This is a genomic window from Bradyrhizobium sp. CB82 (assembly GCF_029714405.1).
Classification (GTDB): domain Bacteria; phylum Pseudomonadota; class Alphaproteobacteria; order Rhizobiales; family Xanthobacteraceae; genus Bradyrhizobium.
On record NZ_CP121650.1, the window covers coordinates 6,847,567 to 6,872,719 of the forward strand.

General features: G+C 65.2%; 27 protein-coding genes and 1 tRNA gene. 18 read left to right on the forward strand and 10 right to left on the reverse strand.

Features of this window, described 5'->3' with window-relative positions:
- Window positions 1-439 precede the first annotated feature (439 nt).
- Window positions 440-1,696 (forward strand): tyrosine-type recombinase/integrase, encoded by a 1,257-nt coding sequence (locus QA640_RS33255; protein ID WP_283037031.1) that lies wholly within the window; start codon window positions 440-442, stop codon window positions 1,694-1,696.
- An 8-nt stretch (window positions 1,697-1,704) separates the two neighbouring features.
- Here QA640_RS33255 and QA640_RS33260 read toward each other — a convergent pair whose 3' ends face one another.
- Both QA640_RS33260 and QA640_RS33265 read right to left on the reverse strand, forming a co-directional pair.
- The gene (locus QA640_RS33260) at window positions 1,705-1,932 is read right to left on the reverse strand and encodes a hypothetical protein (protein WP_283037032.1); all 228 of its coding nucleotides are present in this window, start codon (window positions 1,930-1,932) and stop codon (window positions 1,705-1,707) included.
- Window positions 1,933-2,005: 73 nt separating this feature from the next.
- Window positions 2,006-2,082 (reverse strand) — tRNA-Pro (locus QA640_RS33265).
- A gap of 68 nt (window positions 2,083-2,150) precedes the next feature.
- On the opposite strand from QA640_RS33265, the gene QA640_RS33270 reads away from it, so the two are divergent.
- The 6 genes from QA640_RS33270 (at window position 2,151) to QA640_RS33295 (ending at window position 8,144) form a co-directional block, all read left to right on the forward strand.
- Entirely contained in the window at window positions 2,151-3,140 is a 990-nt protein-coding gene (locus tag QA640_RS33270; RefSeq protein ID WP_283037033.1) for an L-threonylcarbamoyladenylate synthase, read from the forward strand.
- Window positions 3,141-3,241: 101 nt separating this feature from the next.
- Window positions 3,242-4,669 (forward strand): FAD-binding oxidoreductase, encoded by a 1,428-nt coding sequence (locus QA640_RS33275; protein ID WP_283037034.1) that lies wholly within the window; start codon window positions 3,242-3,244, stop codon window positions 4,667-4,669.
- The gene (locus QA640_RS33280; RefSeq protein ID WP_283037035.1) at window positions 4,666-5,121 is read left to right on the forward strand and encodes a GNAT family acetyltransferase; all 456 of its coding nucleotides are present in this window, start codon (window positions 4,666-4,668) and stop codon (window positions 5,119-5,121) included. Before QA640_RS33275 ends, QA640_RS33280 begins: the two co-directional genes overlap by 4 nt.
- An 8-nt stretch (window positions 5,122-5,129) precedes the next feature.
- Window positions 5,130-5,711, forward strand: a complete 582-nt coding sequence (locus tag QA640_RS33285; RefSeq protein ID WP_283037036.1) for an NUDIX domain-containing protein — start codon at window positions 5,130-5,132, stop codon at window positions 5,709-5,711.
- 294 nt (window positions 5,712-6,005) lie between these two features.
- On the forward strand, window positions 6,006-6,935 hold the full coding sequence (locus QA640_RS33290) for a glycine reductase (RefSeq protein ID WP_283037037.1): 930 nt from the start codon (window positions 6,006-6,008) through the stop codon (window positions 6,933-6,935).
- Window positions 6,936-6,950: 15 nt separating this feature from the next.
- Complete coding sequence (locus QA640_RS33295; RefSeq protein WP_283037038.1) at window positions 6,951-8,144, forward strand: CoA transferase; 1,194 nt, start codon at window positions 6,951-6,953, stop codon at window positions 8,142-8,144.
- A gap of 115 nt (window positions 8,145-8,259) precedes the next feature.
- Here QA640_RS33295 and QA640_RS33300 read toward each other — a convergent pair whose 3' ends face one another.
- Window positions 8,260-9,018: an SOS response-associated peptidase gene (locus QA640_RS33300; RefSeq protein ID WP_283037039.1), complete on the reverse strand. Its 759-nt coding sequence runs from the start codon at window positions 9,016-9,018 to the stop codon at window positions 8,260-8,262.
- Between the two features lie 63 nt (window positions 9,019-9,081).
- Between QA640_RS33300 and QA640_RS33305 the strand changes: the two genes are divergently transcribed.
- From QA640_RS33305 to QA640_RS33325, 5 genes are all read left to right on the forward strand, one after another.
- Entirely contained in the window at window positions 9,082-9,582 is a 501-nt protein-coding gene (locus QA640_RS33305; RefSeq protein WP_283037040.1) for a hypothetical protein, read from the forward strand.
- Window positions 9,583-9,806: 224 nt separating this feature from the next.
- On the forward strand, window positions 9,807-10,241 hold the full coding sequence (locus tag QA640_RS33310; RefSeq protein WP_283037041.1) for an NUDIX hydrolase: 435 nt from the start codon (window positions 9,807-9,809) through the stop codon (window positions 10,239-10,241).
- A gap of 53 nt (window positions 10,242-10,294) precedes the next feature.
- Window positions 10,295-10,672: a TIGR02301 family protein gene (locus QA640_RS33315; protein WP_283042960.1), complete on the forward strand. Its 378-nt coding sequence runs from the start codon at window positions 10,295-10,297 to the stop codon at window positions 10,670-10,672.
- 273 nt (window positions 10,673-10,945) lie between these two features.
- Window positions 10,946-12,277: an IS1182 family transposase gene (locus tag QA640_RS33320; RefSeq protein WP_283037042.1), complete on the forward strand. Its 1,332-nt coding sequence runs from the start codon at window positions 10,946-10,948 to the stop codon at window positions 12,275-12,277.
- A gap of 285 nt (window positions 12,278-12,562) precedes the next feature.
- Window positions 12,563-12,829, forward strand: a complete 267-nt coding sequence (locus QA640_RS33325) for a hypothetical protein (protein ID WP_027524319.1) — start codon at window positions 12,563-12,565, stop codon at window positions 12,827-12,829.
- Between the two features lie 178 nt (window positions 12,830-13,007).
- Here QA640_RS33325 and QA640_RS33330 read toward each other — a convergent pair whose 3' ends face one another.
- From QA640_RS33330 to QA640_RS33355, 6 genes are all read right to left on the reverse strand, one after another.
- A complete protein-coding gene (locus tag QA640_RS33330; protein WP_283037043.1) occupies window positions 13,008-13,442 on the reverse strand; it encodes a DUF2231 domain-containing protein in 435 nt (144 codons plus the stop codon).
- A 36-nt stretch (window positions 13,443-13,478) separates the two neighbouring features.
- A complete protein-coding gene (locus QA640_RS33335; RefSeq protein ID WP_283037044.1) occupies window positions 13,479-13,796 on the reverse strand; it encodes a cupredoxin domain-containing protein in 318 nt (105 codons plus the stop codon).
- Window positions 13,797-13,806: 10 nt separating this feature from the next.
- Window positions 13,807-14,328, reverse strand: a complete 522-nt coding sequence (locus tag QA640_RS33340) for a DUF4142 domain-containing protein (RefSeq protein ID WP_283037045.1) — start codon at window positions 14,326-14,328, stop codon at window positions 13,807-13,809.
- Between the two features lie 87 nt (window positions 14,329-14,415).
- Window positions 14,416-15,102, reverse strand: a complete 687-nt coding sequence (locus QA640_RS33345) for an RNA polymerase sigma factor (RefSeq protein ID WP_283042961.1) — start codon at window positions 15,100-15,102, stop codon at window positions 14,416-14,418.
- A gap of 77 nt (window positions 15,103-15,179) precedes the next feature.
- The gene (locus QA640_RS33350) at window positions 15,180-16,052 is read right to left on the reverse strand and encodes a sulfurtransferase (protein ID WP_283037046.1); all 873 of its coding nucleotides are present in this window, start codon (window positions 16,050-16,052) and stop codon (window positions 15,180-15,182) included.
- A gap of 142 nt (window positions 16,053-16,194) precedes the next feature.
- Window positions 16,195-17,529 carry a dihydroorotase gene (locus QA640_RS33355; protein ID WP_283037047.1) on the reverse strand — a complete coding sequence of 445 codons (1,335 nt, stop codon included), beginning with the start codon at window positions 17,527-17,529 and terminating at the stop codon, window positions 16,195-16,197.
- Between the two features lie 103 nt (window positions 17,530-17,632).
- On the opposite strand from QA640_RS33355, the gene QA640_RS33360 reads away from it, so the two are divergent.
- The 6 genes from QA640_RS33360 to QA640_RS33385 all read left to right on the forward strand — a co-directional run bounded on the left by QA640_RS33360 (window position 17,633) and on the right by QA640_RS33385 (window position 24,387).
- A complete protein-coding gene (locus QA640_RS33360) occupies window positions 17,633-18,514 on the forward strand; it encodes a folate-binding protein YgfZ (RefSeq protein WP_283042962.1) in 882 nt (293 codons plus the stop codon).
- The gene (locus QA640_RS33365) at window positions 18,511-19,137 is read left to right on the forward strand and encodes a DNA-3-methyladenine glycosylase I (RefSeq protein WP_283037048.1); all 627 of its coding nucleotides are present in this window, start codon (window positions 18,511-18,513) and stop codon (window positions 19,135-19,137) included. Before QA640_RS33360 ends, QA640_RS33365 begins: the two co-directional genes overlap by 4 nt.
- Window positions 19,137-19,751, forward strand: a complete 615-nt coding sequence (locus tag QA640_RS33370; protein ID WP_283042963.1) for an HD family hydrolase — start codon at window positions 19,137-19,139, stop codon at window positions 19,749-19,751. The genes QA640_RS33365 and QA640_RS33370 overlap by 1 nt, the downstream gene beginning before the upstream one ends.
- 134 nt (window positions 19,752-19,885) lie before the next feature.
- The gene (locus QA640_RS33375) at window positions 19,886-20,392 is read left to right on the forward strand and encodes a protein-tyrosine phosphatase family protein (RefSeq protein WP_283037049.1); all 507 of its coding nucleotides are present in this window, start codon (window positions 19,886-19,888) and stop codon (window positions 20,390-20,392) included.
- A gap of 225 nt (window positions 20,393-20,617) precedes the next feature.
- On the forward strand, window positions 20,618-21,586 hold the full coding sequence (locus QA640_RS33380) for an NAD regulator (protein ID WP_283037050.1): 969 nt from the start codon (window positions 20,618-20,620) through the stop codon (window positions 21,584-21,586).
- A gap of 104 nt (window positions 21,587-21,690) precedes the next feature.
- A complete protein-coding gene (locus QA640_RS33385) occupies window positions 21,691-24,387 on the forward strand; it encodes a DUF2339 domain-containing protein (protein WP_283037051.1) in 2,697 nt (898 codons plus the stop codon).
- 127 nt (window positions 24,388-24,514) lie between these two features.
- Here QA640_RS33385 and QA640_RS33390 read toward each other — a convergent pair whose 3' ends face one another.
- On the reverse strand, window positions 24,515-25,114 hold the full coding sequence (locus QA640_RS33390) for a hypothetical protein (protein ID WP_283037052.1): 600 nt from the start codon (window positions 25,112-25,114) through the stop codon (window positions 24,515-24,517).
- Between the last annotated feature and the right edge of the window lie 39 nt (window positions 25,115-25,153).

Here is a 25,153-nt window from a genome sequence, read left to right on the forward strand (position 1 = left end):
GGTTTCTGATTTTGGTGGGCGCACCAGGGCTCGAACCTGGGACCCGCTGATTAAGAGTCTCGAAGCGTCCGATTTGCACTCTGAAACCGCCAATCGCCGCATCTAGTGAGAGGCGCGCTTCTCGAAGAGCAGCTTTCGCATACACCTTGGACTGGTGGCCGATCCGAAGGGCCTCGCGCACTCACATGTACCGCGTTCAAGATATGCCGAAGCGTAAGATCGACAAACTCGTCCGCGCGAAAGTACGCCCTGATCCCGCTCAATGGAGCGAGGACGAAGTAATGACCCTCGTCGAAGCCGCCGCGGTGTTCTTTCCGCACGGTCCGCTGACCTTGTCATCGTTACGCAGGGCGGCAGCGACCGGGACTCTTGAAATCGCCAAAGTGGCGGGCAAAGATTTGACCACACCTCGCGCCATCCGCAAATTGGTCAAGCCATCATGCCGGGCCGTAAAGCCAAGCCCCCACGCCTCTGGTTCCGAGAGGATGATGAAACCTGGATCATCCTCGACCGCGGCCGGCAAATCCGCACAGGCTGCGGCCGCGACGACATTGACGGCGCTGCGAAGGCGCTCGAAAACTACATCGGCGAGCGGCATACCAGCACAATCGGCGCCACCGACCCCAGCGTCCTCGCCATAGCTGACGTCCTCACCGCTTACGAGATTTCAAAGCGTCCGAAAGATAAGAGCGACCAGCGGGCCTGGGCACAGCACGACTTGCTGCTCATTCGCCTGCTAGATCTCAACAACTTCTTTGGCGACAAGACGGTCAGCGAACTTAAGGCTCAGCTTTGCCGCGATTTTGTAGACTGGTCCACGGGCACGCCGAACGACAACAATAGGAGAGCCGACATCCAGCCCCGCAACGGCACGGTCTCGGACCAGACCGCGCGGCGCCGACTTGAGGATTTACGGGCTGCGGTGAACGCCTATCACGCGGAGCATACACTTAGCGTGGTGCCAAAGATCACCCTGCCTCCGAAGGCGGAGGGGCGTCACCGATGGCTGACGCGCAATGAAGCCGCTCGCTTGCTTGGAGCGGCGATAGGCTACGTGTGGGACAATGAGCGCGCGAGCTGGAAACGCAGGGAAGACGGCAAGCTTTTGAGACGTGAGCGGTGGATCATCCGTCGCCGCTACCCGGCTGCCCGCTTCACCCTAGTTGGTCTCTACAGCGCCCGCCGGGAAGAGACGATCCGCCGCACACAGTGGCTACCGTCAACGACCCATCCTTGGATGAACTTGGATGCGATGGTGTACCAGGGCAAAGGAGCCTTGGAGCGGTCAACCAAGAAGCGACGCCCGCCTGCAAAGATTGCCAGCCGGCTGCGGCCTCACCTGATCCGTTGGCGCAAGATCGACCATGCGCGCTCTTTGGAGTTGCGAGCGGCGGGCCTCCTGAAGGATGGTGAGCAGATACGCTTCGTCGTGAACCGTATGCACGATGGCCAGCCCCTCGCGGGCAAGATCAGATCAGCTTGGGAGGGCATTCTGGAGGATGCGGGGCTGGGAGATGACGTAGTTCGCCACTCCTTGCGGCACACCGCGGCGACCTGGCTCATGCAAGCGGGAGTCGATTTGTGGGAAGCCGCAGGCTGGCTTGGAATGACCGTGGAGCAGCTAGAGGCCAACTACGGCCATCACCATCCGGATTTCCAGGAAAAGGCTGCGGAGGCGTTTGGAGGCAGGCGCTGAGCTAAACTCTATTCCCCGCGCGCCATCCGCGCCCGGAGGTCAGCCAAAATAAGCTCGTAGGTCCGGAGGGAGGACTTGTGATGCTCGATCATGTCCTGCGTAACATCCCGCCAGGGTCCGTTTCCCTCGCGCTCCCCAATCGTCAGTTTCCCGGCTTCCAGCGGCGCAAGATCGTCGCGGATCTGCTTTATCTGGTCGTCGACGTCCTTGGCGTCAGCCTTGAGATCGACGGGCATGGCTGCCGTGCCTTAAATCATTGCGCATTTCATTGCGCACGAAAAACATAGAAACTATAAGTACTTGAAATAATGGTCGGAGTGGCAGGATTCGAACCTGCGACCCCTGCGTCCCGAACGCAGTGCTCTACCGGGCTGAGCCACACTCCGACAAGAAGGCGGCTTATAGCGTCGGGTTTGGCGCACCGCAAGCGGCCGATTTGAGGAATTTTGTCCCAGTGAAAACGGGCCTGACCACCGAGATTCTGCCGGCCGGACCGGCCGCTGCCGATGCCGCCGCGCGGGCGCTTGCAGCGGGCCTGCTGGTCGCGTTCCCGACCGAGACGGTTTACGGGCTCGGCGCGGACGCCACGAACGCGACGGCGATCGCCCATCTCTACGCCGCCAAGGGGCGGCCGGCCTTCAATCCGCTGATCGCCCATGTCGCCGATCTTGCTGCTGCCCGGCGCATCGGCCGGTTCGATTCGCGGGCAACCAAGCTCGCGGAAGCATTCTGGCCGGGGCCGCTGACGCTGGTGGTGCCGAAGACGGACGACTGCCCGGTCGCCGAGCTTGCGACCGCCGGGCTCGATACGGTCGCGATCCGGATTCCCGCCCACCCGGTGGCACAGGCGATCCTGCGCGCCTTTGGCGGGGCGGTGGTGGCGCCGTCGGCGAACATTTCGGGCCACGTCTCGCCGACGCTGGCGGCGCATGTGGACAGCGATCTTGCGGGGCGGATCGACCTCATCGTCGATGGTGGCCCGGTTGAGGTGGGCGTCGAATCGACGATTCTCGGCTGCTTCGAGGCGCCGATGCTGCTTCGCCCCGGCGGGCTATCCCGCGAGAGAATCGAGGCCGTGCTCGGCGCGCCGCTGGCGCGCCCTCCGGAAGATGCCGCGAGCGACAGCTCGCAGCCACTCGCGCCCGGCATGCTCGCCTCGCATTACGCGCCGCGCGCCGCCGTGCGGCTCGATGCGCGCGATGTCGCGCCCGACGAGGCGCTGCTCGCCTTCGGACCGGCCGTGCTACCCGGCGTGAGCAAGGCCGTCGCCGTCATGAACTTGTCGGCGAGCGGCGATCTCGATGAGGCCGCCGCCAACCTGTTCGGCTATCTTCGCGCCCTCGATGCGAAGAGCCCACGCGGGATCGCGGTGATGCCGATCCCCGAGGACGGGCTGGGAGAGGCAATCAACGACCGGCTGCGGCGCGCAGCGGTGGCGCGATAGCGATGATCCCAACCCGCAGGCCCGCGTTAGCGCGAAGTGTGTAGCGGTTTTCCGACCAGATCATGCGCGCTAGAATGGAAGCGGTGAGGAAAGAAGAAGAGATGAACGTGACGAAGCCTGCCATCGCTCCGCTTGCGCCCGAGCTGATCGAAAAATTCCGCGCCATCGTCGGCGCCAAATATGCCGTGACCGATCCGGCCGACATCGAGCCTTACCTCACCGAGGAGCGCAACCTGTTCCACGGCCGCTCGCCGCTGGTGCTGCGGCCTGCGACAACTGCGGAGGTCTCCGCGATCTGCAAGCTCGCGTCCGAACATCGCATCGCGCTGGTGCCGCAGGGCGGCAACACCGGTCTCGTCGGCGGCCAGACCCCGCATAACGGCGAGGTGGTGGTGTCGCTGCGCCGGCTCGACAAGATCCGCGAGGTCGACACCGCCTCGAACACCATGACCTGCGAGGCCGGCGTGGTGCTGCAAATCGCGCAGCAGAAGGCGGCCGAGGTCGACCGGCTGTTTCCGCTCTCCCTGGGAGCAGAGGGAAGTTGCACCATCGGCGGCAATCTCTCGACCAATGCCGGCGGCACCTCCGCGCTCGCCTACGGCGTCGCGCGCGAGATGGCATTGGGGCTCGAGGTCGTGCTCGCCGACGGGCGCGTGCTCAACGTGCTGTCGAAGCTGAAGAAGGACAACACCGGCTACGATTTGCGCAATCTCTTCATCGGCGCCGAAGGCACGCTCGGCATCATCACGGCGGCTACCTTGAAACTGTTTCCGAAGCCGCGGGCGATCGAGACCGCGTTCGTCGGGCTGAAGTCGCCCGCCGAGGCGCTGAAGTTGCTCACCATCGCGCAAGGCGAAGCCTCGACCGCACTGACGAGCTTTGAGCTCCTGGCGGAGATGGCGGTCGATTTCTCGATCCGCCACGGTATCGACGTACGCGATCCGCTGGAGCAGAAGCACCCCTGGTACGTGCTGATGGAATTGTCCTCACCGCGCGAGGATGCACGCGCCACGCTGGAATCGATCCTGACGCGCGCCATGGAGGAGGAGATCGTCGACGACGCCGTGATCGCCGCGAATCTGGCCCAGCGCGCCGGCTTCTGGAAACTGCGCGACGAGATGTCGGCGGCGCAGAAGCCGGAGGGTGGCTCGATCAAGCACGACATCTCCGTACCCGTCGCCGCCGTGCCTGATTTCATCGCGGAAGCCGATGCCGCCGTGGTCAAGCTGATCCCCGGCGCGCGGCCGGTGCCGTTCGGCCACCTGGGCGACGGCAATCTGCATTACAATGTCAGCCAGCCGGTCGGCGCTGACGCCGCCGACTTCCTCGCCCGCTGGCACGACGTCAACGCGGTCGTGTTCGAGATCGTGCTGCGCATGGGCGGCTCGATCTCGGCCGAGCACGGCATCGGCGTGCTCAAGCGCGACGAACTGCCCGACGTCAAGGACAAGACCGCGATCGAGCTGATGCGGCAGGTCAAGGCGATGCTCGATCCCCTAGGAATCATGAACCCCGGAAAAGTGCTGTGAACGTATCAGTCTCCCCTTCCCCGCTCGCGATCGCTCAAATCGCGGATGCCGATGTCGAAACCCTCGTCGCGCTATGGCAGCGCTGCGGCCTGACGCGGCCCTGGAACGATCCGCATGCCGACATCGCGCTGGCGCGGCGAGAGGCAAATTCGACCGTGCTGATCGGGCGGGACGGCGACGCGATCGTGGCCAGCGCGATGGTCGGCCATGACGGCCATCGCGGCTGGATCTACTACGTCGCGGTCGATCCCGATTGCCGCAAGCGCGGCTATGGCCGCATCATCATGGCCGCCGTCGAAGACTGGCTGCGCCAGGCCGGCATCGCAAAACTCCAGCTCCTGATCCGCCGCGAGAACAAGCAGGCCGGCGCGTTCTACACTTCGCTCGGCTTCGAAGAGTCGACGTCGGTGATGTTCGCCAAATGGCTCGACGGCCGGGCCGCGACTCCCTAGAGGCCTGCATGTCCGTTTCCGACCGCGTCCGCGTCAAGGATGTCCGCCTGCTCTCGGACAAGAAGTATATTCTGAAAGCGACGACCTTCGAGTGGCGCCGCAACGATGGGCAATGGCAGACGCAAACCCGCGAGGTCTATGACCGCGGCAACGGTGCGGCGCTGCTGCCCTATCATCGCAAGCGGCGCACCGTCGTGCTGGTGCGACAATTTCGCTATCCGGCGTTCGTCAACGGCTATGACGACCTCTTGATCGAAGCCGCCGCCGGCATGCTTGACGACGCCGATCCCGAAGCGCGCATCCGAGCCGAGGCCGAGGAGGAGATCGGCTATCGCCTGCACGACGTCCACAAGGTGTTCGAGGCCTTCATGACCCCTAGCGCGGTAACGGAGAAGCTGCACTTCTTCGTCGCGGAATACGAGCCGGAGATGCGGATCAGCGACGGCGGCGGTCTCGCCGACGAAGGCGAGGAGATCGAGGTGCTGGAGCTGTCGATCGACGAGGCGCTCGCGATGATCGCGGATGGGCGCATCGTGGATGCGAAGACCATCATGCTGCTGCAATACGCGGCGCTGCATGTGTTTCGGTGACACGTGCTTACCCTCCCCTGGAGGGGGAGGGTCGATCGCGCGCAGCGCGAACGGGGTGGGGTATCTCTCCGCTCGGGCAGAGTTCGATGCGGAAGCACTGTCACCTCGCCCCGGCTCACATTTCGCTGCGCTCATGTGAGCCGACCTCCCCCTCCAGGGGAGGGTAAGTGGCACCGTCGGGCGCCGCGCCATCTTCAACTTGCAATTCTGACCTGCGCTCCCCTACCCCCCCGTTGAGCTGCCCGCCGACTATCTCTACTCTGTCCGCAACGATAACGAGAGGAGATGCGCCCCATGTCAGCTCCGCGCGACGAGGAATTCGGCTTTGCGCCCGATTACGACGCTCCCGTTCCCTATATGCAGCGGACCCGCGATTACTACGCGGCCATCGGCTACACCACGCCCTACCGCTGGGCACACTATGTCGACGCACCGTTCCAGCCGCTGAAGAAGCCACTGGCGCAATCGCGCGTGACCATCATCACCACGGCCGCGCCTTACGATCCGACCAAGGGCGATCAGGGGCCGGGCGCGGCGTATAATGGCAGCGCAAAGTTCTACAAGGTCTATGACGGCGACACCTCGCAGGCACACGATCTTCGCATCTCGCACATCGGCTACGACCGCAAGCACACGAGCGCGACCGACAGCGGCACCTGGTTTCCACTGCCGCAGCTCCTGAAGGCCTCGGCCGCGAGCCGCATCGGCGAGGTGAGCCCGCGCTTCTTCGGCGCGCCGACCAACCGCAGCCATCGCGTCACCATCGACACCGACGCACCGGAGATTCTGGCGCGTTGCCTCGCCGACAAGGTCGATGTCGCGGTCCTGGTGCCGAACTGCCCGGTCTGCCACCAGACCACCGCGCTGGTCGCGCGGCACCTCGAGGCAGGCGGCATTCCGACCGTGGTCATGGGCTGCGCCAAGGACATCGTCGAGCACGCGGCCGTGCCGCGCTTCTTGTTCTCCGATTTCCCGCTCGGCAATTCCGCCGGCAAGCCGCACGACGTCGCCTCGCAATCGCAGACGCTGGAGCTCGCCTTGAGGCTTTTGGAATCGGCGAGCGGCGCGCGCACCACGATGCAATCGCCACTGCGCTGGAGCGAGGACGCTTCCTGGAAGCTCGACTACAACAATGTCGCGCAGCTTTCGCCCGAAGAGCTCGCGCGGCGACGCGTCGAGTTCGACAGGCAGAAGGAGATCGCGCGCGGCAACCGCGCGGCCTGACGGGAGAAGCGCGCCGTGACGAGGCCGTTCGAAGACGTCAAGATCCTCGACTTCACGCAAGTGCTCGCCGGCCCCTATGCGAGCTACCAGCTCGCGCTGCTGGGCGCCGACGTCATCAAAGTCGAGCGGCGCGAGGGCGAGGACATGCGCCGCACGCCGCTCAGCCGCGAATGGGCGGAGCGCGGGCTCGCGCCGGCGTTCCAGGCCATCAACGGCAACAAGCGCAGCCTGACGCTCGATCTGCAAAAGCCGGACGCGATCGCCATCGTGAAGAAACTCGCAGCCCAGGTCGACGTCGTCATGGAGAACTTTCGCCCGGGCGTGATGGACAAGCTCGGCATCGGCTATGAGGCGCTGTCCGCGATCAATCCAAAGCTGATCTATTGCGCCGTGTCCGGCTTCGGCCAGACCGGCCCCGATCGCCTGCGTCCCGGCTATGACGGCAAGATGCAGGCGCTTTCCGGCATCATGGCGATCACCGGGCACCCTTCGACCGGGCCGACGCGCGCGGGCTTTGCGGTGTGCGACGTGCTCTCGGGCGCAACCGCGGCGTTCGCCGTCTCCAGCGCGCTCTATCAACGCGACCGCACCGGCAAGGGGCAGCTCGTCGACGTCTCCATGCTGGAGGCGACGCTGGCGTTCCTGTCGGGCCAGATCGCGGACTGGTCTGTCGCCGGCCATCGCCAGCAGCTCTCGGGCAACCAGGCCGTCAGCCGCAAGACCACCGCGAACCTGTTCAAATGCGGTGACAACTACATCCTGCTCGCGGTCAACAACGAGAAGCAATACCGCACGCTGATGACGGCGCTCGGCCGCGCGGACACGCTGAGCGATCCGCGTTTTGCCGACTGGTTCGCCCGCAACGAGAACGAGAAGGCGTTGCGTGCGATCATCGAGGAGGCGCTGGCAACGAGGAGCCCGCGCGAGTGGGAGACGATCCTGGAGGACGCCGGCGCGCCCTGCGCCAGCATCTGGACGATCGAGGAGATCATCGATCATCCGCAGATCGTTGCGCGCGGCGCGATCCAGGAGCTCGACACGCCCTACGGCCGCCTGCGCTTCGCCGGCAGCGGTTTCAAACTCGCGCACGGCGGCGGCAGGCTCGACCACATGGCGCCGGAGCTGGGCGCGGATACGGATGCGGTGCTGGGCGAGCTGGGTTTTGACGCAGCGGAGATCGCGGCGTTACGGGCGCGGGAGATTGTGTGAGGCGGTGCCACAAATGCCGCACTCAGGGCAAAGCGCAGCGTGTCCACCAATCGCGCATTGCGTAACCGGATAGATGGTGGGCACGGCGCGTTGCGCCACCCTACAGCATCGACAATCAAAACAACGACCCCTGCCCATCATCGGCCGGCGCAGTCGCAACCTTCCGCGCCGATTTCTTCGGCCTCAGTGCTTCCGCTTCCATTTCCCCGGCGCTGATCGGCAGCAAGAGCTGCGCGTCGTCATTGGCCACGCGGTTGACGCGGGTCGAGACGGGATGCCAGGCAAATTCGCCGATGCGCGGGGCCGCCATCAGCGGCAGGATCGCGTCGACCTCGTCGCCACGGCAGTCGAGCCAACGTTCGAAATCGTCAGGCGAAATCGTCACCGGCACGCGGTCATGCAGCGCGGCGAGATCCTCGCTCGCCGCCGCCGTGACGATCGCGACCGTGTCGAGCTCCTCGCCGTTCGGCCCGACCCAGGTCTCGAACACCGCGGCAAAGCCAAGCGGCTGCCCGTCGGCGCGGTGGATGAAATAGGGCTGCTTGCCGCCGCCCTCCGCCTTCCATTCGTAATAGCCATCGGCCGGAATCAGGCCGCGGCGCCTGCGAATCGCGTTTTTGAAGGCAGGCTTTTCCAGCACCGTTTCCGAGCGCGCGTTGATCAACAACGTAAAACCACGGGGATCCTTCACCCAGGTCGGCAGCAGCCCCCAGCGCATGAGCTGGAAATGCCGCGCGTCCTTGTCGACCAGCACCACCGCAATCGGTTGTGTCGGCGCGACATTGTATCGCGGCGGGAAATTCGGCTGCTCGAGATAGCCAAAGAGTTGCCGCAAAGCCGCCGGAGCCGAGGTTATGACGAAGCGTCCGCACATCCTTGAGAGCCTATATGTGGTCCGTTCAGCACCTTTTAACTCCCAACGTTAACACTGCGGCCGATGAGCTCAATGGTCTCCGAACCCGCGCGGACACATGCAGTGACGGGCCCCGAGGCGGCGGCCTGGGCTGAGCGGTTGCGCGCGGCCAACATCAACCCGCGGACCGGGCTTGCCACCGACTACCTGAACCATTTCAATGAAGCCGTCATGCTGCTCGAAATGGTGCCGGACATGCCGGAATGCGCCGAAGACTTCCTGACGTGGACGCCGCTATCCTATGCCGAGCATTTCACGGCCTCGAACTTCAAGGCGCGCGATCTCGCGATCGAGGCCTATGAGAAGGCCGCCCCCAACGTGCGCGCCCAGTTCGACCACATCACCGACACCATGACTTCGATCCTGACCGCGGTCGGCTCGGCCATGCGCGAGGTCGAAAAGGATGCGACGCGCGTCAAGCTTGCCGAGCAGGCCACCCTCTGGGTCAAGCCGCTGATCGCGGCCTGCGGCGGCATCATCAATGGCGGCGCGGAAGCCGACGTCGATACCATCATGTCGAATTGAGGCGATGCGATTCGATCGAAGCTTACGGTATGCGCACCCCACCTCTCCCATAGGGAGAGGCATAGGCCGCCTTCGGCGGCCGTTCTTTGGAACGTCGAAGCGAAGCTTCGGCTATGGCGGAGCGCCGGGTGAGGGGTTACGGTCCCTCGCGCTCACTAAGCCCCCTCACCTGATTTGCTGCGCAAATCGACCTCTTCCCACCAGGGAGAGGTGAAGGAGGTGCCATGGCCCCAGTCGTGCAGCCGAGCCATCCCCAGCTCGCGGTCAGCGCCGCGATCTTCCGTGACGGCAAGGTGCTCTTGGTCCGCCGCGCCCGCTCGCCCGCCAAGGGCTTCTATTCGCTACCGGGCGGCCGGGTCGAATTCGGCGAATCGCTGCACCAGGCGCTGACGCGCGAGGTCGACGAGGAAACCGGGCTCGCAATCGAGATCGTGGGTCTCGCCGGCTGGCGCGAGGTGCTGCCGTCGTCGGGGGTCGCCGGCCACTATCTCATCATGTCCTTTGCCGCGCGCTGGACGGCCGGGGAACCGGTCCTGAACGAGGAGCTGGACGATTTCCGCTGGCTCGCTCCCGACGCGCTGGGCGGCCTCGGCGAGCTCAAGCTCACCGGGGGGCTGGACGACCTCATCCAGTCGGCAAAGCGCCTGATCGGGCCTTGACGGCGGCCTGGGCTGCCTTGCGTCTGCCGCCCTTAAGGGGCATACACCCGCCGATGTCAAAGCGATTTCCGGCCGTTTTGGCCCTGATTCTTGCCTGCGCCGTCCTGCCAGCCCGGGCCCAGGACGTGGCTGCGCCGTTCGACGGCGATTTGCAGCGGCTGGCCGAGATCCTCGGCGGCCTGCATTATCTGCGCGGCATCTGCGGGGCCAACGAAGGCAACAAATGGCGCAACGAGATGCAGGCTCTGATCGACGCCGAAACCCCCTCGGGCGAGCGCCGCACCCGTATGATCGCCGGCTTCAACCGCGGCTATAACGGTTTCCAGCAGACCTACCGGAGCTGTACGCCGGCCGCGACGGTCGCGATCCGCCGCTACATCGAGGAAGGCTCCAAAATCTCCCGCGATCTCACGGCGCGTTACGCGAACTGACGTCGCGGCGTGAACTGACATCGCGGCGCGAACTGACGTCGCGGCGCCAACTGAGTTGTCCCGCATCCCGAATTCTCAAACCTCATGGTGAGGAGGCGCGTCAGCGCCGTCTCGAACCATGCAGGCCCCCGTTTCGGCAGCGCGGCCTTCATGCTTCGAGACGCCTGTTTCGCAGGCTCCTCAGAGGCTGTGAATCTTTTTGACTGCTCGCAAGCGGTATAGCCGAAAGCTGGTGCTGTGTGATTCTCTTGCGGTGATGGATTCGCAGGAGGGATGATGGCCGCTGATGAATTGTTTGGGGATCTGCCGGAGCAGGCAAAGCCGCAAGCCGGTGCGGCGCCGCTCGCAGCGCCGCGACTTCGTGAGCCCCAACGCGATCAAATCGAGTTGCGAGCAGTGGATATCGAGAGCCTGATCGGGGAAGACCATCCGGTGCGCCTGATCTGGTCCTATGTCGAGGAACTCGACCTGAGTGAGCTGGAGAACCGGATCAAAGCGCGGGGCGATCGGCCTGGTCACCCCGCGACATCGCCGCGGCTTTTGCTGGCGCTGTGGCTCTATGCCACCAGCGAGGGCGTCGGCAGCGCGCGCGCGTTGGAGCGGCTTTGCGAGAGCCATGACGCCTATCGTTGGCTGTGTGGCGGGGTGTCGGTGAACCATCACACGCTGGCGGACTTCCGGGTCGGTTGCGCCGACCTGCTCGACCGGCTGCTTTGCGAGCATTTGGCGGTGCTGGCGAAGGTCGGCCTCGTCAATCTGGAAACGCTGGCGCAGGACGGTGTTCGGGTCCGGGCCAGCGCCGGGGCCGCTTCGTTCCGGCGGGAGGCGACGCTCGATCGGCACCTGGCCTTGGCTGAGGCGGTGGTGGAAGACCTCAAACGCGAGGTTGACGCTCGTTCGGATGCTAGCAATCAGCGCATGAAGGCCGCCAAGGAGCGCGCCGCGCGTGAGCGCAGAGCGCGCGTCAAAGCGGCGCAGACGGCGCTCGCCGAAATCAAGCAGCAGCGCAAGGAGCGCGAAGAAAAGCGCGGCAACGGCAAGAAGCCGAAAGAGCCGCGGGCCTCCACGACGGACGCCGACGCACGGGTCATGAAGATGGCCGACGGCGGCTTCCGCCCCGCCTACAACGTGCAGGTGACGAGTGCCGCCGGCCAGCCGATCGTCGTTGACATCAAGGTCTGCAACACCGGGTCCGACCGCGGCCTGATGCGGCCCATGCTGGAGCGGCAGCGCGCGCGTCCTGGCGGGTTGCCCAAGGACCATCTCGTCGATGGCGGCTTTGGCAGTGCCGAGGACATCGAGTGGGCGCACGCCGAGGGCATCGATATCTTTTGCCCGCCCACTCAATCCAAGCACGGCACCGATCCCCATCTACCGCGACGCGGCGACGGCCCGGGGGTGTTGGCCTGGCGTGCGCGCATGGCGAGCGAAGAGGGCAAGGCCCGATACAAGCCCCGGTCGATTTGCGAGTGCATACATGCCCGCTGGCGCAACTGGGACCTGCGCCAATTGACCGTGCGCGGCTTCGAAAAGGTCCGCGCCGTCGTGCTCTGGTACGCCCTCGCCAACAACATCCTGCAAGGCAACCGCCTCGCTAGCGCATAGAGGAGCGTTCATCGACATCCCCCAACCTCGCCACAGCCGCCCAGCCCACGCGTTGCCACGACGAGGAACTGCCACATCCTTCGATGACCACGCAAAACGAGAAAGATTGGCAAGCTCTCAGGATGAGGGTCAGCAGCACCTGGCGTGTCGCTGGAACAACTCATCCACATTGTTCACCTCCGTTAACCTTTCCTAAAGATGTGGCCTAGGCGAGGTTAATCTGCGTGCTACACCTCTCACGCAGCGCATCGCCGTGGATCGCGCCACCAGCCTGTTCCGAGCTTCATGAGCATTCCCGTGTCCTACGCCCCCGCCCGCGCGCCGCTGCCTGACCACGAGCAGAAGCAGGCTGCGCTCAGCTATCTCAACGAGGCCTGGGCGGAAGCGCGCCATGACGGTGTCGACGGCGATTGTCTCGCGCAGGCGAGCCTGTTTGCGGCGCTCGCCGAGCTCGTCGGCACCTATGGGGAGGATGCGGTGGCGAAATTCGTCGAGGGCTTTCCCGCCCGCATCCGCAACGGCGAGTTCTCAGTCGGGCTCGCGAAGCAGTAGCCAAAAATCACCCCGCCGGGGAGGCGGGGCGAAGTCTGCGGATGAGTGACCTCACGACAGGTCGCGATGGCTGCGCCGATGATCGCACGAAAGCGCGCGTCACGGGATAAGCAATAGTCCGCGAAACGCACCGGAGTTTTCCCGATATGATCGGAACTTCTCCCGGCCGCCCCGCGCCTCAATCCACGACGCCGACCTTGTGCCGATAGACCATGTCCCAGCCCTTCCATCCCGTGAAGAGCAGGATGAGCACGACCACAAGCGACAGGATGAGGCCGGTCGGAACAACTGCGCCATCCTGGTAGCGCCAGTACCAGTTGATCAGCTCGAGCACGACGGCGATCACGTTGCCGCCGGCGTGCAGCCAGGCGTCGTTGAGGTTGTAGATCTGGCTGTCCGACAGCACGTCGATGAGTCCGGCGACGGCTGCGAGCGCGGCCATGATGAGGCCGATGCCGAGCAGCCAGAGCGAGGCAGTCGCCCAGAAATCGTGCGAGGTGCGCCAAAACGCAATGTCGCTGAGCAGGACCAAAACGAAGCACGCAATCGGAAACGGTATCAGCATCGGATGAATCGGATGCCCGGCAATTTCCGCAGTCGATCTGGGGTTCATGACATTCCTCCTTGGGTGTCCTCCCCTGCCGCCTCGTCACGGTTCGATCTTCAGTGTTGCCTTCATGTTGGGATGATAACGGCAGTAATACTCCACCGTTCCTGGCTTCTTCAGCACGAAGGTCGCCGATTTCTTCGCCGGCAGGTTCACGTCGAAGTCGCCATTCCTCGCCGTCGCGGTGTGGGCGACGACGTCCTTGTTGACCCACTCGATGGTGTCGCCGATCTTGGCCGAGACGTCAGCCGGCGAGATCTCGAGATTCTCCATCGATATTTGCACGGTCGCGGCGCGCGCCGGGACGAGCATCGACGCGAACATGATCGCGGTCATCGCCAGCAGTCGCCCCGGCATCATCCTCTCCCGTCTATTTCAGCTCGGCCGCGACGTGCTCGGCATGCTGCTCATGGCCCTGGAAAATCTTCAGACCTGTCTGCAACAGGCCCTTCAGCTCCGCATTTTCTGCGGAGGGAATGAGCTGGGTCTCCAGCGCGCTGTCGACTGACTTGTGGTAGGCGACCTCGTTGTCGACATAGGCCTTGTCGAAGGCGGCGCCGTTGAGCTTCGAAAGCTCGGCGAGCTTGTCGTTCGCCTGTTTCATGAGCGTTCGGCTGGTGTCGTTGTCTTCGGGCGTTACCTTCAGCTTCTTCACCAGCGCGAGCGCCTGCTTGTTGACCGCCTCATGGTCGCGCACCATGTCCTGCGCGAACGCCTTCACGTCCTTGTTCTTGGCTTTCTTCAGAGCCTGCTTGGCGGCGTTGATGTCGATCACGCCCGCGGTGTAGGCGATATGGGCGATCTGCGGATCAGTGGGCTTTGCGCCCTGCGCCAGCGCAGGGCTGGATAAAAGGGCGACTGCAGCGATCGCCACACTCCATCGGACGAACATGATTTGACACTCCTGTGGTGCCGGAACCATCCGGCGTATGACCTGCACAGGAGTTGGATGAAGAATTTTGACAAAGGTTCCCAAGAATTATGCGCCGACGCCGAGCCGCTTCAGCACGACTTCAGTCAGACGCTCGCAGCGCTGGCCGGCGAACGGAAACGCATCCATCACCACCGGCCCGATCTTCTTCTCGACATTCTCCCGCAGCATTGCACGAGCGCGGTGCAGCCGCGTCTTCACGGTTTCAGGCTTGATGCCGAGCAGTTCCGCGGTTTCCTCGACGTTCATGCCCTCCATCACGCGCGCGATGAAGACCATGCGAAACACGTCGGGAAGTTCATCGACCGCGTGCTCGACGACGCGCTGGATCTCACGTTGGGCCATGAATTTTTCCGGATCGCCTGCGCCGGAGGACACGGGAAACTGGATGATCTGGGCTTCGAGCGTTGCCTCCGGCAGCGCGCCGATCTCGACTTGCACCTTGCGGCTTCTCATCCGGCCGAGCGCCTCGTTGATGGCGATGCGCGACAGCCAGGTCGCCAGGCCGGACTCACCGCGAAAGCCGTCCAGATGCGTGAACGCTCGCACATAGGTCTCCTGCACCACGTCCTCGGCCTCGCTGTCGTTGCGCAGGATGCCGCGCGCCAGCCGATAGAGCCTGCGATTGTTGGCCTGCATGATCGCGCGCAGCGCGGCCTCGTCGCGGGCCCGGGCGCGCTCGACCAGTTCGGCCTCGGCCACCCCGGCGACTTCCGATATTGCAGTGCGGCGGATGGCGGTCACGGGCTCATCTCCAGCTCTTTTCGGACATTGGATGCAGGCCCGCCGAAAAGGTTCCCGCCAATCTACTCTCAGCCCGTCTCGATTGGCAGCTCGGAATCCCCGGCCCATTCGCCCATGGAACCGTCATAGAGCGTCAGCTTGTCATAACCGAGCTGCGCCAGCAGGAAGAGATCGATGGTCGCGGAGATGCCGCCACCGCAATAGCAAATGACGTTCTTGTCGCGCGTAACGCCCTGAGCGGCGAACTTCGCTTCGGCATCAGCGAGCGCTGTCAGTGTCTTGTCGGCGGCAATGACCAGGGTTGCCGCCGGCACGTTCACGCTGCCAGGAATGCGGCCGGGGCGGCCATAGCGGCTGGGTTCCAGGCCGCGATGAAACTGTGGCCCGAGCGCGTTGACGATTGCCGTCGAGGGATCGTTGATGCGTGCCAGCACGGCGGATTTGTCGATGAAGAAGCCTTGGCGCGGCGCGGCCTTGAATCTCGTCGCCGGATAACGGCTCGGCGGCCCCTGCTCGAGCGTCCGCGCTTCGGCCTTCCACTTGTCCAAGCCACCGTCCAGCACGCGCGCATCGACACCGAGCGAGCGCAGCATCCACCAGAACCGCGTCGCCCACATCATGCTGCCGATGCTGTAGAGCACGATCGTCTTCGAGGCATCCAGGCCGTGGCGGCCGAAAGCGCTCTCGAGCTGCGCAGCTGCCGGCATCATGAAGCGCAGATGCGTGGATGGGTCGGAGAACTCGCCTTGCAGGTCGAGAAAATCCGCGCCGGGAATATGGCCGGCTTCAAAGGTTTTTCGACCGGAGACGACGAGATAGGGATCGCGGCTATCTTGCGGCGCGGGCTCGAGATAGGTCGTGCAGTCGTAGAGGCGCAAGGACGGCTGGCCGAGCAAGACCGCGAGCTGTTCGGTGGAGATGAGCGATGTCGGCTGGGTCATCGAAGCTTTCTCCCTGTTACGAGGAAGCACGGATATCGTCACACCGTCATTGCGGGGACTGAGCGACGAAGCAATCCAGATTGCCGATCCGGAGGTATTCTGCGCTCGCAATGACGAGCGCCCACACCTCAAGTTGCCATTCCTACTGCTTCAGCGTCTCCAGAAACCGCACCGGCTCGCCCTGCGACGGGGCCACGAGCTCGCCCTGCCACATTACGCGCTTGCCGCGCACGAACGTGCCCACGGGCCAGCCCGTGACGCGCACGCCATCATAGGGCGTCCAGCCGGCTTTGGAGGCGATCCATTCATTGGTGATGGTCTCGCTGCGCTTGAGGTCCACGATGGTGAAATCGGCGTCATAGCCCGCGGCGATGCGGCCCTTGCAGGCGATGTTGAAGAGGCGCGCTGGGCCGGCGCTGGTGAGATCGACGAAACGGGCGAGCGACAGCCGGCCCGCATTGACGTGGTCTAGCATCAACGGCACCAGTGTCTGCACGCCGGTCATGCCCGAGGGCGAGGCGGGATAGACTTTCGCCTTCTCCTCCAGCGTATGCGGCGCGTGGTCGGAGCCGAGGATGTCGACGATGCCCTGCTCGATGCCGCGCCAGATTCCGGCGCGATGATCGGCCGAGCGCACCGGCGGATTCATCTGCGCGAGCGTGCCGAGCCGCTGATAGCATTCGGGCGCGGCCATGGTGAGATGATGCGGCGTCGCCTCGCAGGAGGCGACATCCTTGTGGTCGCGCAGGAACTCGATCTCTTCCTTGGTCGAGATGTGCAGCACGTGGATGCGCTTGCCCGTCTCACGCGCGAGCTTCACCAGGCGCTGCGTCGCCATCAACGCCGCGGTCTCGTCGCGCCAAACGGCGTGCGAGCGCGCATCCCCCTCGATGCGCAACGACTTGCGCTCGTTGAGGCGATATTCGTCCTCCGCGTGGAACGAGGCGCGGCGGCGGATCACCTGGAAGATGCGGCGCAGGCTGTCGTCGTCCTCCACCAGCAGCGCGCCGGTCGAAGAGCCGATGAACACCTTGACGCCGGCGCAGCCCGGCGCGCGCTCCAGATGCGGCAGATCCTGCACGTTCTCGCGCGTGCCGCCGATGAAGAAGGCGAAATCGCAATGCATGCGGTGATGGCCGCGTTTCACCTTGTCGGTGAAATCCGCCTCGGTCACCGTAAGCGGCGAGGTGTTCGGCATCTCGAACACGGCGGTGACGCCACCCATCACCGCGCTGCGCGAGCCGGTTTCGAGATCTTCCTTGTGCGTCAGACCGGGCTCGCGGAAATGCACCTGCGTGTCCATGACGCCGGGCAGGACATGCAGGCCCTTGCAGTCGATCACCTCCGCCGCCGCGCCTTGCGCGAGCGAGCCGATCTCCGCGATGCGGCCGGTCACAATGCCGATGTCGCGGACGCCCTCGCCGTCCTGATTGACCACCGTGCCGGATTTCAGGATCACGTCAAAACGCTGGGTCATGGCTGTCAGTCTCTCCCAACCCTCAGGCGCAGGGCTCGAGGCCTTGTCGTTTAAGCAGGGCGGGCTTACGTTCGAAGCCGACATGTCGCAAGAGATTTTCGCAATGAAGGCAGCGTTTCTCCCCGATCGGGGCGTGGTCAAGGTCGCAGGCGAGGATGCGCAGGGCTTCCTCAACGGCCTCTTCACCACGGATATCGGCAGGCTCAAGCCCGGGCTCGGCCGATTCGGCGCGCTGTTGACGCCGCAGGGCAAGATCATCGTGGATTTCCTGATCACCGAGGCGCCCGCCGGCCATGGCGGCGGCTTCCTGATCGACTGCCCGAAGGCGCTCGCGGAAACCCTCGCCACCAAGCTGAAGTTCTACAAGCTGCGCGCCAAGGTCACCGTGGAAAATCTCTCCGACGACCTCGGCGTGCTCGCAGGCTGGGACGGCACGCCTGCCGCCCAGCCGGACCTCGCCTTCGCCGACCCGCGCGATGAGCGGCTCGGGTTGCGCATCCTGATCCCCGCGGAACTCAAGGAGAAGCTTGCCGCACTGATCGGCGCTGAGCTCGTCGATGCGTCCGAATACGAGGCGCATCGCATCGCGCTCGGCGTGCCGCGCGGCGGTCTCGATTTCATGTATGGCGATGCGTTCCCGCACGAGACCAACATGGATCGCCTCTCCGGCGTCGATTTCGACAAGGGCTGCTATGTCGGCCAGGAGGTGGTCTCGCGCATGCAGCATCGCGGCACCGCGCGCACGCGCAGCGTCAAGGTGCTGCTCGACGGCCCCTCGCCCGAAGCCGGGGCCACCATCCTCGCCGGCGACAAGCCGGTGGGCACCATCGGCTCGACGGCACATGGCAAGGGCATTGCGCTGGTCCGCATCGATCGCGTCGCCGACGCGCTCAATGCCGGACAGACGCTGACCGCCGGCGGGCTCGATGTAAGGCTCGCTGAGCCCGACGTGGTCCGCATTCCAGCGAAGCAGCCCGTCGCATGAGCCGCGCCCCTCGCCTGCATGCCGACGGCCTGACGCGCTGCCCCTGGCCCGGCGAAGACCCGCTGTATGTCGCCTATCACGACACCGAATGGGGCGTGCCGGAATATGACGACCGCGCGCTCTATGAGAAGCTGATTCTCGACGGTTTCCAGGCCGGCCTCTCCTGGATCACGATTTTGCGCAAGCGCGACAATTTCCGCAAAGCCTTCGACGACTTCCAGCCGGAGAAGATCGCGCGCTACAACGCCAAGAAGGTCCACGCGCTGATGAACGATGCCGGCATCGTGCGCAACCGCGCCAAGATCGAGGGCACGATTGCGAGCGCAAAATCCTATCTGGAGATCATGGAGAAGGGCCCCGGCTTTTCGAAGCTGCTCTGGGACTTCGTCGACGGCAGGCCTCTCGTCAACAAGTTCAAGACCACCGCGAGCGTGCCTGCTTCGACGCCGCTGTCTGTGCAGATCTCCAAGGAGCTGTCCTTGCGCGGCTTCAAATTCGTCGGCCCCACCATCGTCTACGCCTTCATGCAGGCGACCGGCATGGTCAACGACCATCTCGTCGACTGCCATTGTCACGCGACCTGCGGCAAGACGCAGCGCAAGCCGCGCCCCAAAGTCAAATGATGGCCGGAAAGCGCGCCGCAAACGATTTGCAGTCCCGCGCCTGGCAGCGCATGCTGTCCGGCCGCCGGCTCGATCTGCTCGACCCCTCGCCGCTTGACGTCGAGATCGCCGACATCGCGCACGGGCTGGCGCGCGTCGCGCGCTGGAACGGTCAGACCACGGGTGCGCACATCTTCTCCGTCGCCCAGCACACACTGCTGGTCGAAACCGTGATGCGCCATGAAAGCCCGCGCGTCGATCAGCGAGTTCGGCTCGCCGCCCTGCTGCACGATGCGCCGGAATACGTCATCGGCGACATGATCTCGCCGTTCAAGGCGGTGCTCGACGGTCACTACAAGGCGGTGGAGAAGCGCCTGCTCGGCGCCATCCACATCCGCTTCGGATTGCCGGCGGTGCTGCCCGACGAGATCACGCTGGCCATCAAGGCCGCCGACCGCGGCGCGGCATTTCTGGAAGCCACCGAGCTCGCCGGCTTCAGTGACAGTGAGGCCAGGCGCCTGTTCGGCCGCGACCCCGGCCTGCCCGAAACCGTGCTGCGCGACTACCTGACGCCATGGACGGCCGCCAGGGCCGAGAAGCGGTTTCTGGAGCGGTTCAGTGCGGTGTTTTCGTAATGTCCTGTAGGGTGGGCAGAGGCGATTTTGCGCCGTGTCCACCATCTTTTCGCGATTGCAACGAAAGTGGTGGGCACGCTTCGCTTTGCCCGCCCTACAAGCGCTCGCTATAATCACCGGCGAAAAGGACCACCATGATCCACGTCTGCTCCCTCGCCGCGCTTTCCGAAACCGTTCGTCTCACCGGCGCCAGCCATGTGCTGACCGTGATGGCCAATGTCGAGCAGGTGGTGCGGCCGGTGTCAGTGCTGCCGGCCAACCATCTGAAGGTCTCGATGGATGACATCACCGAGGAGCTGGACGGCTTCGTCGCGCCCTCGGAAGGACATATCGAGCAGGTGCTGAACTTCGTCCGCGGCTGGGATCGCAGCGCGCCGCTGGTCGTGCATTGCTATGCCGGCATCAGCCGCTCCACCGCGAGCGCCTTTGCCGCGGCATGCTTGCTCAATCCGCATCGCGACGAGATCGAGATCGCGCAGAAGATCCGCGCTGCCTCTCCGATCGCCTCGCCTAACCGCCGCATCGTCGAGCTCGCCGATCGCGCGCTCCGCCGCGATGGCCGCATGTTGCGCGCGCTCGATGAGATGGGCCCCGGTGCGATGATGGTGGAGAGCCGTCCGTTCGTGATCGAGCTCGAATGACGGCAACGCGCCCCATCACAGGTGCGCTCCCTCTCCCGCTTGCGGGGGAGGGTCGGGGTGGGGGTGTATCCACAATCGACGCACTCCCCGTGGGGCGAGAGCCCCCACCCGGATCGCATCCTTCGATGCGATCCGCCCTCCCCCGCAAGCGGGAGAGGTACAGCGAGCCCGTGGATAGGCTTCAACCAAACGACAACCTGTACTCATGATCCCCTCGCAAGCCGGATGAGCGACAAGCTGCTGACGCCGATCGAGATCGGCCTGACTGCCGCGATCGTCGCGATCGAGGCCCACGAGCCGCTGATCCTCACCGCGCGCGGCAGCGATGGCCTGGCCGGCCTGCCCTTCGGCCCCTTCGATGCGCTGACGCACCGCACCTTCGAGATCGGCCTGCGTGCCTGGGTCGAGGAGCAGGCTGGCTTGCGGCTCGGCTATGTCGAGCAGCTCTACACGTTTGGCGATCGCGGCCGCCATGCGGAGGCCGCCGATACCGGCGCCCACATGGTCTCGATCGGCTATCTCGCGCTGACGCGCGCCGCGGACAACGGCGTGCGGGCGGCCGGCGCGACGTTCGAGCCGTGGTATCGCTTCTTCCCCTGGGAGGACTGGCGTGAGCAAAGGCCTGAGATCATCGCCCGCGACATCATTCCGGCACTGACCCAGTGGGCCGACGAGGAGACGCCGGAGACGATCCGTGCGCTGCCACGCAAGGATCGCGTGCGGCTCAATTTCGGCCTCGAAGACGCGGCCTGGGACGAGGAGCGCGTGCTCGACCGCTACGAGCTGCTGTACGAGGCCGGGCTGATCGATGAGGCGCGCCGCGACGGCCGTCCTGCGGCATTAGCGCGCAAGGCGCTTCCTGCGCTTGGCCTCTCGATGCGGTTCGATCACCGCCGGATTCTTGCCACCGGGATTGCAAGGCTGCGCGCAAAGCTGAAGTATCGTCCTGTCATCTTTGAACTTTTGCCCGCCGAGTTCACACTCACGGAATTGCAGCATACGGTGGAGGCAATCTCCGGCCGGCATCTGCACAAACAGAACTTCCGTCGTCTGGTGGAGAGCGAGGCCCTGGTCGAACCAACCGGGGTGATGTCGACACAGACCGGTGGGCGGCCGGCAGCTCTCTATCGCTTCCGCCGCGAAGTGCTCCAGGAGCGGCCGGCGCCCGGCTTGCGCGTCCGCTCCCGGCGGTAGGAGCATGATCCCGGAAAAGTGGTTACCGGTTTTCCGACCAGGATCATGCTCAAACAATGATGATTTGCGCGACGGGCTGGCACGGCCAGTCGCCTGGAGGCCTTATGTTCGACGCCCCGTTCGACGTCTTCGCGGTGATGATCGCGATCGCCGCCTTCCTCATTGCATTGAAGGCCTCCAACCAGGCGACCGACCTGCGCCGGCGGCTGAGCTCGCTGGAAGCCAATCTGCACGCGGCACGCCCCGTCCAGCCACCGCCACTGACACCGCAGCAGGAGATGGAGCAAACGCATGCGGCTGCGACACCGAGCGCGGCCGAGCCGCCCGCGCCCGACGCCGAGCTGACGCCGCCGCTCGTCGCCGATCAGGCTGCACCGCCACCAATCGACGCGGACGCTGCGCCGCCGCCTTTGTTGCCGACCGCAGGGCCCGGTCTCGAGGAGCGGCTCGGCACGCGCTGGGTGGTGTGGATCGGCGGTCTGGCGCTCGCGCTCGGCGGCTTCTTCATGGTGCGCTATTCGATCGAGGCCGGCCTGCTCGGCCCCGGCGTGCGTGTCTTCCTTGGCGGCCTGTTCGCGTTGGCACTGCTCGGCGCCGGTGAATGGACGCGGCGCAAGGAGAGCATCGCCGACATCCAGGCGCTGCCGATCGCCAACATCCCTGCGATCCTCACCGCCGCTGGTACGGCGGTGGCGTTTGCGACCGTCTATGCGGCCTACGCGCTCTACGATTTCCTCGCGCCTGCGACCGCCTTCGTGCTGCTCGGCCTTGTTGCGCTCGGCACGCTCGCGGCGGCGCTGCTGCACGGGCCGGCGCTCGCCGGCCTCGGCGTCGTCGGCGCGTTCGTCACGCCGATCCTGGTCTCCTCCGACAAGCCGGACTATTGGGCGCTCTACATTTACCTGGCGATCGTCAGCGCGGCGAGCTTTGGCCTCGCGCGCATCCGGCTGTGGCGCTGGCTTGCGGTGACCACTATCATCTTCGCGCTGCTGTGGACCTTCCCGGGCCTCGACCTCGGGGCACAGCTCGCCGCGGCCCACGCCTTCCATGTGATCGCGGGCTTCGTGCTCGCGGCACTGCTGGTGGTCTGCGGCTTCATGTTCGGCCCGACCATCGACGACGGCCAGATCGAGCCGGTGTCCTCCGGCTCGCTCGCCGCCTATCTGTTCGGAGCGATGCTGATCGTGCTGTCGAGCGCGCATGCCGACCTCACGCTGATCACGTTCACCCTCCTCATTGCCGGAACATTGTTCGTCGCCTGGCGCGCGCCCGCGGCGACCGGCGCGCTTGGCGCTGCGGCAGCGCTCGTCTTCATGGTGTTCGCCGAATGGGCCGTGCGCGCCAATCCCGATATGCTGGTGCTGCCCGGCGGTCCGTTGCCCGGCATCGGACCGACCGCGACCGACAGCTCGGTGACGCTGCACCTTTTGATGGCCGCGATCTTCGCCGCGGGCTTTGGCGGCGCGGGCTTCCTCGCGCAGGGACGCTCGACTTCTGCGATTATCCCGGTCGTGTGGTCAGCGGCGGCAACTTTCACGCCGATTGCGCTTCTGGTCGCGCTCTACGCCCGTATCGCGCATCTCGACCGCTCGATCCCGTTCGCGATCCTCGCCGTGCTGCTCGCCGCCGCCTTTGCCGCAGCGACCGAAGCGCTCTCCCGACGCGAGAACCGACCCGGCCTTGCGATCTCGATTGCCCTGTTCGCCACCGGCACGCTCGGCGCGCTGGCGCTGGCGCTGACCTTCGCGCTGGAAAAGGGCTGGCTCACGATCGCGCTGGCGCTGATGTCGCTCGGCACGGCCTGGATCTCCATCCAGCGGCCGATCGCCTTCCTGCGCTGGCTCGCTGCGATCCTGGCTGGCATCGTCACCGCGCGCATCGTCTACGACCCGCGCATCGTCGGCGATGCCGTCGGCACCACGCCAATCTTCAATTGGCTGCTCTGGGGCTACGGTGTGCCGGCGCTGTCGTTCTGGGCGGCGAGCCGCTTCCTGCATCGCCGCGGCGACGATGCTCCGCTGCGGATGGTGGAAGCCGCCGCGATCCTGTTCACCGCGCTGCTCGCCTTCATGGAGATCCGTCACTTCGCGACCGGCGGCAACATGACGTCGCCGCCATCGCTGCTCGAATTCGCGCTACAGGTCTGCGTAACGCTCGCCATGGCGATCGGCCTCGAACGGCTGCGGCTGCGCAGCGGCAGTATCGTGCACAATCTCGGCGCGATCGTGCTCACGGTGATCGCCGGGCTCATCAGCGTGTTCGGCCTCCTGATCCTGGAGAACCCCTATCTGCTCAGCAGCATCGATGTCGGCGGTGTTGTGTTCAACCTGCTGCTGCTCGGCTACGCGCTGCCGGCGGTGCTCATGCTGCTGCTGTCCTATGCGGTGGCGGGGCATCGTTCCACGGCCTATGCCAACACGATCGCCGGCGGCGCGCTGGTGTTCGCTCTCGCCTACGTGACGCTGGAGATCCGCCGCTTCTATCACGGGCCGGTCCTGCTCTACGGCGCGACGACTGGCGCCGAACAGTACACCTATTCGATCGGCTGGCTCGGCTTCGGCGTGGTGCTGCTCGGCGTTGGCCTCTTGGTCAATTCGGAGCGCGCGCGGCTCGCCTCCGCCGTCGTGATCGCGCTGACGATCCTCAAAGCCTTCGTCATCGACATGTCGACGCTATCGGGCGTGTGGCGCGCGCTGTCGTTCATGGGGCTCGGCATCGTGCTGGTCGCGATCGGCTGGCTCTATCAGCGGATCCTGTTCCGCCGGCAGGCGCCGCCAGCCGTGACGCAGACGAGCGCGTGAGGATCAGGCCGCGCGAACCGACTCCAGGAAGCTCGCGACCTGGACCTTGAGGCGCGTGCTGCCGGAAGCAAGCGATTTCGCGGCCGACAGCACCTCGCGGAAAGCATGTGCGCCGGGCAGGCAAGGCTCAATCCGTCGAGCGGCGCAATTCGAGCGGGCCTTCATTCTTCGGTGCTTCGGGCCTTGCTTCCGACTTCACCGGCTCGATGCGGCCGGCTTCGACGCGCGGTGTCTCGACACGCGCGGCAACTTCGGTCGCGGATGCGCTGACCGAGCCGGTCGTGCGCGGCGCATGCAGCGAGCGCGGCCGCGCCACAGCGCGCGCCATCAGCATCTGGTTGCCGCCCTGATGGTGGAAATCGCAATAGGCGAAGCCCATGCCCGAGACCGAGCCGCGGAAGCTGCGATCATCGGTCTTTTCCAGGTTGAAGCAGGGCTCGAACGGAATGCCCTTGATCGAGGCGCAGACGTTCTGGCCGCGGATCTGAAGCGTGTTGCCGGGCAGACGGATGTGGCGAACGGGGCCGGCACCCGAGAACTGTACAGCGCCTGCGGCACCGAGATCGTCGAGGATGCGGCCTGCACCGCGGGTCCCGTCGAAACAGGTGAAGGCGAACACCTTGCCCGCCACGAACCGGCGCGCCTCGTCCGCGTTCATACTTCCTGCAATGGCCGGCGCGACCGTTGCCGCCGCCGTGACAGCCCCCAATACAATACGCGCAAGCATGCTCTTACTCCGACGACCCCAGTAGCGGGCAAGCCTGAT

What these genes read in the sequence shown, in the direction of transcription:
- QA640_RS33255 (WP_283037031.1), top strand. Translation starts at nt 440, where the DNA reads ATGCCGGGCCGTAAAGCCAAGCCCCCACGCCTCTGGTTCCGAGAGGAT.
- QA640_RS33260 (WP_283037032.1), bottom strand. Translation starts at nt 1,932, where the DNA reads ATGCCCGTCGATCTCAAGGCTGACGCCAAGGACGTCGACGACCAGATA.
- QA640_RS33275 (WP_283037034.1), top strand. Translation starts at nt 3,242, where the DNA reads ATGAACGTGACGAAGCCTGCCATCGCTCCGCTTGCGCCCGAGCTGATC.
- QA640_RS33285 (WP_283037036.1), top strand. Translation starts at nt 5,130, where the DNA reads ATGTCCGTTTCCGACCGCGTCCGCGTCAAGGATGTCCGCCTGCTCTCG.
- QA640_RS33290 (WP_283037037.1), top strand. Translation starts at nt 6,006, where the DNA reads ATGTCAGCTCCGCGCGACGAGGAATTCGGCTTTGCGCCCGATTACGAC.
- QA640_RS33300 (WP_283037039.1), bottom strand. Translation starts at nt 9,018, where the DNA reads ATGTGCGGACGCTTCGTCATAACCTCGGCTCCGGCGGCTTTGCGGCAA.
- QA640_RS33305 (WP_283037040.1), top strand. Translation starts at nt 9,082, where the DNA reads ATGAGCTCAATGGTCTCCGAACCCGCGCGGACACATGCAGTGACGGGC.
- QA640_RS33310 (WP_283037041.1), top strand. Translation starts at nt 9,807, where the DNA reads ATGGCCCCAGTCGTGCAGCCGAGCCATCCCCAGCTCGCGGTCAGCGCC.
- QA640_RS33315 (WP_283042960.1), top strand. Translation starts at nt 10,295, where the DNA reads ATGTCAAAGCGATTTCCGGCCGTTTTGGCCCTGATTCTTGCCTGCGCC.
- QA640_RS33320 (WP_283037042.1), top strand. Translation starts at nt 10,946, where the DNA reads ATGATGGCCGCTGATGAATTGTTTGGGGATCTGCCGGAGCAGGCAAAG.
- QA640_RS33325 (WP_027524319.1), top strand. Translation starts at nt 12,563, where the DNA reads ATGAGCATTCCCGTGTCCTACGCCCCCGCCCGCGCGCCGCTGCCTGAC.
- QA640_RS33330 (WP_283037043.1), bottom strand. Translation starts at nt 13,442, where the DNA reads ATGAACCCCAGATCGACTGCGGAAATTGCCGGGCATCCGATTCATCCG.
- QA640_RS33335 (WP_283037044.1), bottom strand. Translation starts at nt 13,796, where the DNA reads ATGATGCCGGGGCGACTGCTGGCGATGACCGCGATCATGTTCGCGTCG.
- QA640_RS33340 (WP_283037045.1), bottom strand. Translation starts at nt 14,328, where the DNA reads ATGTTCGTCCGATGGAGTGTGGCGATCGCTGCAGTCGCCCTTTTATCC.
- QA640_RS33350 (WP_283037046.1), bottom strand. Translation starts at nt 16,052, where the DNA reads ATGACCCAGCCGACATCGCTCATCTCCACCGAACAGCTCGCGGTCTTG.
- QA640_RS33355 (WP_283037047.1), bottom strand. Translation starts at nt 17,529, where the DNA reads ATGACCCAGCGTTTTGACGTGATCCTGAAATCCGGCACGGTGGTCAAT.
- QA640_RS33360 (WP_283042962.1), top strand. Translation starts at nt 17,633, where the DNA reads ATGAAGGCAGCGTTTCTCCCCGATCGGGGCGTGGTCAAGGTCGCAGGC.
- QA640_RS33365 (WP_283037048.1), top strand. Translation starts at nt 18,511, where the DNA reads ATGAGCCGCGCCCCTCGCCTGCATGCCGACGGCCTGACGCGCTGCCCC.
- QA640_RS33370 (WP_283042963.1), top strand. Translation starts at nt 19,137, where the DNA reads ATGGCCGGAAAGCGCGCCGCAAACGATTTGCAGTCCCGCGCCTGGCAG.
- QA640_RS33375 (WP_283037049.1), top strand. Translation starts at nt 19,886, where the DNA reads ATGATCCACGTCTGCTCCCTCGCCGCGCTTTCCGAAACCGTTCGTCTC.
- QA640_RS33380 (WP_283037050.1), top strand. Translation starts at nt 20,618, where the DNA reads ATGAGCGACAAGCTGCTGACGCCGATCGAGATCGGCCTGACTGCCGCG.
- QA640_RS33385 (WP_283037051.1), top strand. Translation starts at nt 21,691, where the DNA reads ATGTTCGACGCCCCGTTCGACGTCTTCGCGGTGATGATCGCGATCGCC.
- QA640_RS33390 (WP_283037052.1), bottom strand. Translation starts at nt 25,114, where the DNA reads ATGCTTGCGCGTATTGTATTGGGGGCTGTCACGGCGGCGGCAACGGTC.